Source organism: Pseudoalteromonas sp. GW168-MNA-CIBAN-0100, from assembly GCF_040309225.1.
Lineage (GTDB): Bacteria > Pseudomonadota > Gammaproteobacteria > Enterobacterales > Alteromonadaceae > Pseudoalteromonas > Pseudoalteromonas arctica.
This window is the reverse complement of the sequence record NZ_JBEOOL010000664.1, coordinates 1-265: the sequence shown is the minus strand read 5'-3', so window position 1 is coordinate 265 and position 265 is coordinate 1. Positions and strand designations below refer to the sequence as shown.

The 265-nt window shown below is 41.5% G+C and carries 1 protein-coding gene; it reads right to left on the bottom strand.

The genetic code is table 11. The annotated features are described in order from the left end of the window. Positions 1-265, bottom strand: a 265-nt coding sequence (locus tag AAEY62_RS22920; RefSeq protein ID WP_350636731.1) for a hypothetical protein, incomplete at both ends; no start/stop codon positions are given.

Here is a 265-nt window from a genome sequence, read left to right as displayed (position 1 = left end):
GCATTAAGTTGTTTTCTATTGCCTGCTGCAAAGCGTGTTCTAGTTGTTCGCACACTGTTTGCTGCTGCGTTTTAAGCTCTAAACTATGCGTTTGGCGCTGCTGTAGTTTAATCTGATTTTGTTTAAGCGTTTGAATTTGTTGCTTTATGCTTATTTGTTGTTGCTCAGATCGCGTAAGCTCAGTGTGTATTACATGTTGTTGCTGTTGCGCATCACTTACGCTTTCTTGCGAGGCTTGTACTTGGGTTTCTAAGCTTGCAAGTAC